Raw genomic sequence first — 11,440 nt, 5'->3', positions numbered from 1 at the left:
GTTTTTTAGCTGCATTTCTAGCTGCTGTTCCTTCTGTATATATAACTAACTCTCCAATTCCTGCGCCAACCATATCTACTGCAATTAATGGTTTGCCCTCGGATTCATTCTTAAAATTTAGCGGTTGCGTTATCATTAACTTGCTTCCTACCAAGGTATCATCTTTTCGTGTTGCTACTACTGTACCTATTACTTTTCCTATTTGCATATATTTTTCTCCTATTCATCTTTATTTTCATCAAAGATTACTTCTATTTTCTTCTGTTTTATATAGTCACGAGCCATTGGAGTTATTATAGAATTTTTGGGTGTGATTAATTTTTCATCTTTAGAACTTAATATATCATTTAACGTTATTACTAATCTTTTTTCTTCTTTATTTGAGTTATCTATACTTTTATTTTCTTCTTGTATACTATTTAAAAGTTTTATAATTTCATTTATTTTAGGATGATTTATAGGAACCATTATAAATGAATTTGTATCAAGCTTAACCTCACTATTATCTTTTAAGTTATTCTCTTTATTAACTTTATCTTTTACATCTTCTATAGTTGTTTTTGTTGTATTGTCAATTTCATTTATATTACTACTCAATTTTTTTAAGATACTTTCAGTTAAGCTTTTTTTACTTTTCATTTAATTAATCTCTACTTAATATAACTCTTTCAACTTCAGAGTGTGGTCTTGGTATTACATGAACTGAGTGAAGCTCTCCAACATTTCTTGCAGCCTCTGCTCCTGCATCAACAGCTGCTTTTACTGCTCCTACATCACCACTTACCATAACTGTTACTAACCCAAATCCTATTTTTTCATATCCCATTAAAGTTACATTTGCAGATTTAACCATCGCATCCGCTGCTTCTACTGCTCCTACTAATCCTTTAGTTTCTACCATTCCTAATGCTTGCCCCATAATTTTATACCTCCTAGATTTTAATTATCTTTTTCTTCTTTTTTAGAAGTTTTTTTAGGTTTTGGCTTTTCTTGTTTTCTAGATTCTTTTTCTTTTAAATTTTTCTCAAATTCTTTTATTAAAAAGTCCACTTCCTCATGCGGTCTTGCAATTGTTCTACTTGAAACTACTCTCCCTACTTTATTTCCAGCTTGTACTCCAGCCTCAACTGCCGCATTTACTGCCGCTACTTCTCCGGCTATATGTATAGTGACACTTACTGCTTTTTCTACCCCAATTACTTTATCAAATCCAACTAATGTAACATCTGCTGCTTTACTTGCACTATCTAGTGCTGCTATTGCTGCTGTAATTCCTATTGCTTCTATCATTCCTAGGGCTTTTCTCATAGTAATCCCCCTTATTTAGCTAAATCTTTTAAGCTAATCATATTTTTATTTTGTTTATCTTTAGGTGTTTGCTTTACAGAGTTGTTATTTGACTTATTACTTAAGCTTTTTAGACTTTTCATTTCTATTTTATTTATCTTATTTTCACTTTTTTGAGTTATTTTTTCAATTACCTTATTTTCAATTACTTTATTGCTTTTATTATTAGTGTTTAATTTACTATTTTTTAAAGAAGTTAAATTTATTTTAGTATTATTTTTATTTTTATTTAATATACTTTTTAATATTTCTTCTTCTTTTTCATTTATATTATTAACTTTTATAATATCCTGTTTTTCTGTACAATTATTTTGCTTATTAAGAGCCTTTTTAGATATATTGTTCATTATAGTTTTAGCTAGTGGGCTTGCCATTTTTTTCACCACCTATAGAATTTTGCTTACTTCATCATGAGGTCTTGCTATTACGTTTGTTGATATTATTTCTGCAATTTTACTTGCACTTTCCTGTCCATTTTCAACGGCCGCATTTACTGCTGCCACATCTCCTCTTACTATTGCTGCTACTATTCCTGAGCCAACTAAATTTATATCAACTAAATCTACATCTGCAGATTTTAACATTGTATCAGCCGCTTGGATTGCTCCTATCATACTTTTTACTTCTACTATTCCTAAAGCCTTCAAAATTTTCACCCCTTTTAAAGTAGGTTAAGCTTACTAGTCTTAAAAATAATTATCTATATTTATATCTTCATAACCTGGTATTATTGCTCTATCAAATAAATTTATATCTAATGGCTTTGTTGCATCTATTCCCATTTTATCACTAAGACCTTTATAAACATGAGATGCTTCAAGGCCACTTCCTAAAGCATTTTTAATTATAACTACATCTTCACTTGCTTGTACCCTAGATGCTAATGCAAATTCAACATCTTTATAGTTATATATATCAACATCATTATCTACTATAACTACATGCTTTAAGTCTTTACTGCTTCCAAGAGCTGAAAGTATTGCGCTTTTTCCATCGCCTTCATTTTTTTTGTTTATACTAACTATTGCATGAAGTCTACATCCACCACCAACAGTTACATTAACATCAGCTACATCTACTACACTCTCTAATATACTATATATTTCAACTTCTCTTATAAGTCCATTTGACAAATGCTCTTCTCTACAAGGGAATGCATGTTGGAATATTGGATTATTTCTGTGCATTATACTTTTTATTTCCATAACTGGATTTGGCGCTACTTCTCCGTAATATCCCATAAGCTCTCCAAAAGGCCCTTCTGTTACTTTCTTATTAGGAACAATATGACCTTCTAAAACTATTTCACAATATGCAGGTACTTCTATATCTACGCTATGACATTTTACAACTTGTAGAGGTTGCCCTTTTAAAGCACTATACACCTTGTGTTTATCAAGCCCGTATTTTGAAGAACTTATTTGAGATGCTATTAAATACTGAGCATCATAGCCTAAAACTACTGCACATTCTACAGGTTTATTATTTTGTTCACTTTTTTCAATAATTTTTCTTAAATGTGGAGATGCTCCTGATATTAACGTACTTATATTTGTTTTTGAATTTATTTGAAATCTTCTAACAGCCATGTGAGTATCATTAGTTTCTGGGTCTTTTACTATAAGCATTCCGGCTGTTATAAAACTTGATGAGTCTTTTTCATGTGATGTTGGTATGGGAAACAAATTTATAATATCTATATTTTTAGTTATAATATTTTCTTTAATAGGGCCAGTACTAATTTTTTTTACAGGTTTAGGATCTGCTATTGCATCCATAAACTTAAATATTCTATTTTCTTTATTCATATCCATCAAATCATAAAATATTTGTCTATTTCCATAAAGTCCACCAATTAAAGGCATATCATGTCCTTGTATATTATTAAACATTATAGGTACTTCATTATCAAAGTATCTTAAAACTGCGCCTAATTCAAATTCAGGATTTACCTTTTTATTACAAGTTTTTACATGTCCTAAGTTTTCTAATTTATTTAAAGTATATCTTAGCATTTGAGTTTCCATATATTACTCACCCCATCTATGTAATAAATTGTGCTCTATACCTAATTGATCTAAACTTCTTCCAACTATAGAAGTTACTATATCACTTAAATCTTGTGGATGATTATAAAATCCTGGTGTAGGAGGCATTATAGTTACTCCTAGATTAGATAATTTAAGCATATTTTCAAGATGTATAGAACTTAATGGAGTTTCTCTTGGTAAAATCACAAGTTTTCTCTTATCCTTAATACAAACATCAGCAGCTCTTGTAAGCAAGCTATCACTATACCCCATAGTAATTGATGCTAAAGTTTTCATAGAACAAGGTACTATAATCATGCCATCAGTTTTAAATGATCCACTTGCAATTGGTGCTGCTAAATCATAGTTTTCATGATAAAAGTCAGCCATTTCTTTAAGCTCGTCTAAATTAACACCGCACTCGTGATTTACAACATACTCCCCCATGTTTGATACTACTAAATGAGTTTGAACATTAAGGCCTCTTAGCGCCTTTAGTACTCCAAGTGCATAAATTGCACCACTTCCTCCTGATATTCCTACTATAATTTTCATAAAACTTCTCCTTTTAAGTTTTAAGCAACAAACTTTATTTGAGATCGTTGATTCCATTAGTGAAACAAATTTTATTTTTAGGTAATTACAAAACCTAAGCTTTGTAATTACCTAATTAAATTAACTATTCCACTTTATTTTCTTTGTCTCCTCCACCTGCCCATGGGTCAATTCCTTTTTCCCAAGCATCTATATATTCATCTATTGTCATAAGTTTTGTAAATATACTTAAATCTCTAAGTCCTGCTTCATGCATTTCATCATTTTTAGAGTGAACTCCATCACTTAAAGTTATAACTTTATAAGCATTGTAAAGTGCATCACTTGCTGTACTTCTTACACAAACATTAGTCCAAACACCGGTAACTACAACTGTGTCTAAATTTTCTTCTCTTAAATATAAATCTAAATCAGTGTGTGCAAATGCACTGTGTCTTCTTTTTGGTATAGTGTATTCTTCACCTTGTGGGTATAATTCTTTTATAAAATCAGATCCCCAAGTTCCTTTAACTGCATGAACCGGTCTTACTCTAAAGTCAGCATCATTTTTTCTATGAGCTTCTTGTATGTGTATTAACTGAACATCATCAAGCCCTTTTGCATTTCTTTCTCTTACCCATGCAAATAGTTTTTGTAAATTAGGTATTATTTCTTCTCCTCCTGGACATCTTAAAGGAGCTTTTTCTCCTACAAAATCATTTAACATATCTATAACAACAATACCGTGTCTTGGCATACTTATATCCTCCCATAAATTTGTAGCATTGTATTTTTTAAATATTTTTTAAAAAAAATGACACTACATATAATTTTTTATAATTTTTATATTTATCTATTAAATCAACTATATTTTAAGTAACGGATGTGATCGCGTGTATACGAAATAGTTCCCCGACATATCACCCAAGCACAGCGAATTTTAATAAGTTATCTTTTTATCTAACTTCATTATTTGTACTCTCTTTGTAAATTTACCAAATCCAGGCTTAACCATTATTCCTTTAATATCTTTAACATGGTCCACTATAACTTCTGGATGGTCTTTTCTATAACTTACTTTGTACTCTCCACTTGTTAATTCCTCTGGATTATTAAATACCACATCGTAATTTTCTAAAGTAGATAAAGTACCTTCTTCTCCATCTTGGTACACTAAGTTACCTCTAACTACAGTTTTATAAACTTTACCTTTTAACTGCATTCCCTCAAGTGGAGTGTATCCACACATAGATACCATAGTTTTTGGATCTATTGTCCACTGCTTATCTAAATCTATTATAGTAAAGTCTGCATCGGATCCTATATTTAAAGCACCTTTTTTAGGATATAATCCATAATGTTTAGCCGCATTAGTGCTTAATATATCAACTAATTTGCTTAGAGATATTCTACCTTTGTTATATCCTTCACTTACTACAACAGGAACCATAGTTTCAACACCTGGTATTCCTGGGAATGAAGTCCATATATTTGTTCCTTCTTTTAGTTTTTCACTTTCTATTTCATATGGAGCATGGTCTGTAGCTATAAAGTCTATGCTTCCATCATTTATCCCTTGCCAATGTTCTTCATTATCTTTTTTAGTTCTAAGAGGTGGAGCTATTTTTGCAAGAGGTCCATATTTAGTCATAGACTCTTGATAATTTAATGTTAAGTAATGAGGACAAGATTCACTTGTTACGTTTATCCCTCTCATCTTAGCTTGCTTTACAAGTTTTGCACCTATTCCTGTACTCATGTGTACTATGTGAAGTCTAGCACCACTAGCTTCTGCAAAACTTATTCCAAGTTCTATAGCAACTTTTTCAGCAAGTTCCATTCTTGCCTCTGCCCAAGCTGGTCCATCTAATCTGCCTTCTTCTCTAAACTTATTTACATAAAAATCGCACATAGCAAAGTTTTCTGCGTGTATTCCTATTGGAAGACCAGTTTTAGATACTGCCTTGAAACATTCATACATTTCAGGGTCTGTAACTCTTGGGTATGTCGGAACAGATGGAGTCATATATACCTTAAATGCTACTACTCCATAATCTGCTTGTTCCTGAACATTATGTAACCAACCTTCTCTAACATCTTCTCCCGTAACTCCACCCCACATAGCATAATCTACTACTGCTTGTGGTCCACATATATCTAATTTTGTTTCAAGTTGTTCAACACTTCTAACAGATGGAACTGAACAACAAGGCATATCTATTATAGTAGTAACTCCTCCTGTTGCAGCTGCTGCTGTTCCTGTTAAAAAGTTTTCTCTATGTGGAAAACCTTGATACATAAAGTGAGTGTGAGAATCTATACATCCTGGAAGCGTTAAGTTCCCATTAGCATCTATAACCTCTTTAGCATCTATCATATTTATATCATCAACAAAACCTGCTATTTTTTCATCTTTAACTAATATATTTGTAAGTACTGTATCATCACCTTGAGGTATCCTTGCATTTTTTATAATTACATCTACCATATTTTCTCCCCCTACATATCCATTAAATGAGTTTCTAAAACTTGTTCTTTTTTAAATCCTTCTAATCTAAAGAAGTACTGGAAGCTATCTAATATATAATCTAGCTTTATTGGTCCAACTAATTCAGTTCCAGTAACCATAACTCCGTATCTTTCAGCTTCTCTTTTTACAAATTCAAAAGCTCTGTGCATTGGAGTTTTTGAACAATCAAGTAAGTTCATTGAAACTACTACTCCTTCTCTTTCCGGGAATTTTATTCCAACAGCTCTTACTGTAGAAAATCCACCACTTGGTCCTCTAAGACCTTTAGCTATTTCTTTAGCTATTTGAACATTTTCAGTTCCTAAAAATATATTATAAGCAGTAAGCCCATCAGTTTCAGCACTGCATATAGTGGCTCCTGCAGTATCACTTATTAATCCGTCTATACTTAAATCTGGTTTTCTATTTTCATACTCTGATGCTCTTTCTTCATTGTCTTTGTTTTGTTTTAATAAGTCTCTTAAACCTTCATACTGACCTGCTCTTATGTAGGCAAAAGCTTTTCTATCTTCATTTGAAGCAGCCTCGCCAGCAAAGAATACAGGAACTTGTGTCTTTTTATGTAACTCATTTCCTATTTCTTTTGCTAAATGTACACATTCTTCTATTGTTATATCTTTGAATGGGAATATAGGAAGAGTATCTTGAGCTCCGATTCTTGGATGAGTTCCTTTATGATGTCTCATATCGATAAGTTCTGCAGATTTTGCTGCCATATTAACTAGTGCTTCTTTTACAGGTTCTGGTTGTCCTATAAAAGTAACAACTGTTCTGTTAAAGTCATGTTCAGGTTCATAACTTACTAATTTTACACCTTCAACTTTTCTTACTTCATCAACTATCGTCTCTATAACTTCTTTTCTTCTACCTTCACTAAAGTTTGGTACTGCTAATACGTATTGTTTCTTTTCCATTTCACTTATCTCCTTATCTTTAAAATTTAAATTATTAATAAGTAGATAAATTATTAAAACAAGCAAATCTTCATTTATCTTAACCTCATAAACTCATTAAAAAACAAAATCTCCTTTTCAAAATTTATATGGATGATTTTGTTAAAGTAAATATAAAAAATCTTATTTACAGAAATTATAATTATTTAAAATCTTAATTTTATATAATTTCCTATATGTTATAAAAAGCTTGTGAAACTTTTTATTTATGTGCTTGTTTAATAAATTATATTTTCATAACTTCATGAATATAACTTAATAAATAAAATTTTTAGGAGGAATTTTTTATGAGCTTAAAAGTTATTGATTTATCTCAAGAAATATTTCAAGGAATGTCGGTTTTTCCTATGCATCAGCCTACTTTCATAATGACTAATATGACGCATGAGGAAAATATGCAAAAAACAGGAAGTAAAAAATTAGGATTTTCAGCTAGAAATTTACTTATAAGTGAACATGGAGGTACTCACTGTGATGCAGTATGGGAATATAAACCAAGTGGAAAAACTATTGAAAATATGCCACTTGAATACTTTTTTGGAAGTGCTATTTGTATAGATTTATCTCATATTCCTTATAGTAGATACATAGAAGTTGAAGATATTAAAAAAGCTGTAAAAAGAGCTAATCAAGAAATAAATAAAGGTGATATAGTCTTAATGTATACAGGACATTATGATAGAAATTTTGGTAGCCATAAATGGCAAACAGAGTACTCTGGTCTTAGTTATGAAGGTGCTAAATATTTAGCTGAGTGCGGAGTTGTAAATATAGGTGTGGATGCTCCTGCAATAGACCACCCTGATGATTTAGATTTTTCTGGCCACTTAGTTTGTGGAGAATATGATATAACTAATACAGAAAACTTATGTAGCTTAGATAAAGTAGTTAACAAAAGATTTTTATATTTTGGACTACCTCTTAAAATAAGAGATGGCTCTGGTTCTCCAATAAGAGCAATTGCACTTTTAGAAGAATAGTTAAAAATATGTCATTAAATTTAATTAACGTTCCTATACTATAATATCAGTACAAATATATTACTAGTAAAATTTAATATTGAGGAGGAATATTATGAGCAAAAGTGATTCTTCTCAAATGACAAAAGAAGCAAGAAATTCTGGTTTACTTTATCAAATCGATGATAGACCAAATGTTCAACTTTCTGTGCTTCTAGGATTTCAACACATTGTAGCAGCTTTTGGAGGTATTGTAGCCGTTCCCTTAGTTGTTAGTAGTTCTTTGGGCCTAGATCTGCAAACTACTGCTATGATGGTAAGTGCTGCAATATTTGTTGCAGGTATAGCAACTATAATTCAAGCTAAAGGTGTAGGAAAAGCCGGTTCAAGGCTTCCATGTATAATGGGTACTGACTTTACATTTGTTGGTCCTTCTATTGCTGTTGGTAGTACTATGGGACTTGCTGGAATATTTGGTGCCACAATACTTGGGTCATTTATTGAAATGATTTTAAGTAAATTTATAAAGCCACTTATGAAATTTTTCCCACCTGTTGTTACCGGTACAGTTGTTACCCTTATAGGTCTTACACTAGTGCCTGTTGCTATGGATTGGTGTGCTGGTGGCGTTGGTTCTCCTACATATGGAAGTTTAACTAATATTAGTGTGGCTTTAGTAGTTATGACTATAGTTATACTTCTAAACAGATACGGTAAAGGAATTTTTAGTAGTGCTTCAATACTTATTGGTATGTTTTTAGGTTACTTAATTTGTATTCCTTTAGGACTTGTTGATTTTGCACCTATAAAAGATGCAAGCTTAATAGGGCTTCCTGGTATTCCACTTGTTTTGGAACATGGAATTAAATTTAGTATAGCTGGTGTTGTTCCTTTTATAGTTGCTTATTTAGTTACTACTATAGAAACAGTTGGCTGTTTAATAGCTGTTGCAGAAGCTGCTGAAAAACAAGCTACTAGTGAAGACTTAAGCCGTGGAGTTTTAGCCGATGGTATTGGAAGTTTTATGGCAGGATTTTTAGGTGCTGGACCTAATACTTCATTTAGCCAAAATGTAGGTCTTATACCTATGACAAGAGTTGCTAGTCGTCATGTAGTTGTTGTTGCTGGTATTATAATGATGTTACTTGGTATATTTCCAAAACTTGGAGCTATAGTTGCATCTATACCTAGCCCTGTTTTAGGTGGTGCTGGTGTTGTAATGTTTGGAGTTGTTGCTGCTAGTGGTATGAAAACTTTAAGTAGAGTTAAGATGAATAATAGAAACCTTCTTATAATAGCAGTTTCTATTGCTTTAGGTCTTGGTATAACTACTAGACCTGATTTGTTATCTAACTTACCAAATGAACTTCAGATGTTATTCGCATCTGGAATAAGTACTGGTACTATAGCTGCCCTACTGCTTAATATCTGCTTAAAAGAAGAAAAATAGCAAAATTTTATTTACATAATAAAAGACATCTTTTAAAACTTTAAAAGGTGCCTTTTGTATTTTTTAACTAGGGTTGTTATCTTCATTAACAACTTTAATTTTTTATTATCTATAAACATGTTCCTAAAGCAAAAGTAAGTGCTGATGCTGACATTACTTCCATAATTGGAGGTATCTCTATAGTGAAATATGAAATAATCTCAACTCCTGCTGACTTTAATAAAGTATTTCCTTTTACTTCATAATTTTTTTCATTAAATTCACTTTTTTGTTGTATGGTGGAAATACTAACTTAATATCAATCTTAGATGATTTCTTAACTATACTCTTTTCATATGTAAAAGTTTTGAAACTACTATATCCATGGTATCTACCTATACCAGATTTACCTACTCCACCAAACGGAAGATATACAGATGCAACATGACTTATAGTGTCATTTATGCATCCCCCACCAAAAGTAATATTATTTATTATTTTTTCACTAAAGTTTTTGTTCTCTGAAAATATATATAGCGCAAGTGGCTTTTCATATTTATTTAAGTAAAACTCAATATCCTTCATATCTTTATATTTTATAACCGGCATTATAGGTCCAAAAATTTCATCTTTCATAACTTCATCTACGTATGTAACATTACCTAAAATAGTTGGTGATATATATCTATTTTGAGTATCTATCTCCCCACCAAATACTATTTTTGAACTATCTTTTTGTAGGATATTGCTAAGTCTTTTCATATGTCTATCATTTACAATTTTTCCGTAATCATTGTTTACTTTTACATTTTCTGTGTAAAATTCCTTAACTACATTTTTTGATTTTTCCAAGAATTTATCATATATATCTTCATGTACTAAAATATAATCTGGCGCTACACAAGTTTGACCTGCATTACTAAATTTACCCCATACTATACGTTTAATAGCTACATCTAACTTTGCAGTATTATCAACAATTACAGGTGACTTACCACCTAATTCTAAGGTTACTGGTGTTAAGTGTTTACTTGCTTTTTCCATTACTATTTTACCTACGTTTACGCTTCCTGTAAAAAATATGTAATCAAAAGGTAAGTCAAGTAATTCACTATTTACTTTATAATCACCAGTTATTATATCCACGTAGTTTTTATCAAAGGTTTCTTTTATTATCTTAACTAAAATTCCCTCTACATTAGGTGTGAATTCAGAAGGTTTTATAACTGCTGTATTTCCTCCAGCAATTGCACCTATTAATGGCTCTATACTTAATTGGAAAGGATAATTATATGGACCTATTATTAATACACATCCATATGAACTATTGTAAATGTATGATTTCCCTGGAAGCTGTGCTACATCATTTTTTACTTTTTTTATTTTGTTCCATTTTTTAATGTTTTTTATAGCATAGTTTATAGATCTATATATAAATCCGACTTCTGTCGTAAAAGCTTCAAACTGTGACTTTCCTAAGTCCTCATATAGTGCATTTATTATTTCATTTTCATATTTTTTTATAGTATTTTTTAAATTTTGTAAAGCTTCTATTCTATCTTTTATACTTATATTGCCCAATTGTAATTTGTACTTTTTTTGACTATTTAGTATTTCTTCATAATTATTCAAATTCACCATCTCCTAATTATATTTAT

At 30.9% G+C, this 11,440-nt stretch carries 14 protein-coding genes; 2 read left to right on the top strand and 12 right to left on the bottom strand.

Annotation, left to right across the window (positions count from 1 at the left end; genetic code table 11):
- From VLM92_RS09860 to ftcD, 11 genes are all read right to left on the bottom strand, one after another.
- Positions 1 to 208: EutN/CcmL family microcompartment protein (locus tag VLM92_RS09860; RefSeq protein WP_325276173.1), on the bottom strand; the 208-nt coding region annotated here is incomplete at its 3' end.
- A gap of 11 nt (positions 209 to 219) precedes the next feature.
- Positions 220 to 639: a hypothetical protein gene (locus VLM92_RS09855; protein ID WP_325276172.1), complete on the bottom strand. Its 420-nt coding sequence runs from the start codon at positions 637 to 639 to the stop codon at positions 220 to 222.
- Positions 640 to 643: 4 nt separating this feature from the next.
- Positions 644 to 922: a BMC domain-containing protein gene (locus tag VLM92_RS09850; RefSeq protein ID WP_325276175.1), complete on the bottom strand. Its 279-nt coding sequence runs from the start codon at positions 920 to 922 to the stop codon at positions 644 to 646.
- 17 nt (positions 923 to 939) lie between these two features.
- A complete protein-coding gene (locus VLM92_RS09845) occupies positions 940 to 1,308 on the bottom strand; it encodes a BMC domain-containing protein (RefSeq protein WP_325276171.1) in 369 nt (122 codons plus the stop codon).
- Positions 1,309 to 1,319: 11 nt separating this feature from the next.
- Complete coding sequence (locus tag VLM92_RS09840; protein WP_325276170.1) at positions 1,320 to 1,721, bottom strand: hypothetical protein; 402 nt, start codon at positions 1,719 to 1,721, stop codon at positions 1,320 to 1,322.
- Between the two features lie 12 nt (positions 1,722 to 1,733).
- Entirely contained in the window at positions 1,734 to 1,997 is a 264-nt protein-coding gene (locus tag VLM92_RS09835) for a BMC domain-containing protein (protein ID WP_334309500.1), read from the bottom strand.
- A gap of 36 nt (positions 1,998 to 2,033) precedes the next feature.
- Positions 2,034 to 3,374 carry a UbiD family decarboxylase gene (locus tag VLM92_RS09830; RefSeq protein WP_325276168.1) on the bottom strand — a complete coding sequence of 447 codons (1,341 nt, stop codon included), beginning with the start codon at positions 3,372 to 3,374 and terminating at the stop codon, positions 2,034 to 2,036.
- 3 nt (positions 3,375 to 3,377) lie between these two features.
- Positions 3,378 to 3,932: a UbiX family flavin prenyltransferase gene (locus tag VLM92_RS09825; RefSeq protein ID WP_325276167.1), complete on the bottom strand. Its 555-nt coding sequence runs from the start codon at positions 3,930 to 3,932 to the stop codon at positions 3,378 to 3,380.
- A 124-nt stretch (positions 3,933 to 4,056) separates the two neighbouring features.
- Entirely contained in the window at positions 4,057 to 4,668 is a 612-nt protein-coding gene (locus VLM92_RS09820) for an isochorismatase family cysteine hydrolase (RefSeq protein WP_325276166.1), read from the bottom strand.
- A 183-nt stretch (positions 4,669 to 4,851) separates the two neighbouring features.
- The gene (locus VLM92_RS09815) at positions 4,852 to 6,399 is read right to left on the bottom strand and encodes a dihydroorotase (RefSeq protein WP_325276165.1); all 1,548 of its coding nucleotides are present in this window, start codon (positions 6,397 to 6,399) and stop codon (positions 4,852 to 4,854) included.
- Positions 6,400 to 6,410: 11 nt separating this feature from the next.
- The gene (gene ftcD / locus VLM92_RS09810) at positions 6,411 to 7,355 is read right to left on the bottom strand and encodes a glutamate formimidoyltransferase (protein ID WP_325276164.1); all 945 of its coding nucleotides are present in this window, start codon (positions 7,353 to 7,355) and stop codon (positions 6,411 to 6,413) included.
- Positions 7,356 to 7,681: 326 nt separating this feature from the next.
- Between ftcD and VLM92_RS09805 the strand changes: the two genes are divergently transcribed.
- Positions 7,682 to 8,374 carry a cyclase family protein gene (locus VLM92_RS09805; RefSeq protein WP_325276163.1) on the top strand — a complete coding sequence of 231 codons (693 nt, stop codon included), beginning with the start codon at positions 7,682 to 7,684 and terminating at the stop codon, positions 8,372 to 8,374.
- 94 nt (positions 8,375 to 8,468) lie between these two features.
- Entirely contained in the window at positions 8,469 to 9,803 is a 1,335-nt protein-coding gene (locus VLM92_RS09800; RefSeq protein WP_331681741.1) for a nucleobase:cation symporter-2 family protein, read from the top strand.
- A gap of 234 nt (positions 9,804 to 10,037) precedes the next feature.
- On the opposite strand, the gene VLM92_RS09795 is transcribed toward VLM92_RS09800, so the two are convergent.
- Positions 10,038 to 11,423, bottom strand: coding sequence for an aldehyde dehydrogenase (locus tag VLM92_RS09795; RefSeq protein WP_325276162.1), 1,386 nt, complete (start codon positions 11,421 to 11,423; stop codon positions 10,038 to 10,040).
- Positions 11,424 to 11,440 lie beyond the last annotated feature (17 nt).

Source organism: Romboutsia sp., from assembly GCF_035470145.1.
Lineage (GTDB): Bacteria > Bacillota > Clostridia > Peptostreptococcales > Peptostreptococcaceae > Romboutsia_D.
The sequence above is the reverse complement of the archived record's forward strand: the minus strand, read 5'-3'. Positions and strand labels throughout refer to the sequence as shown.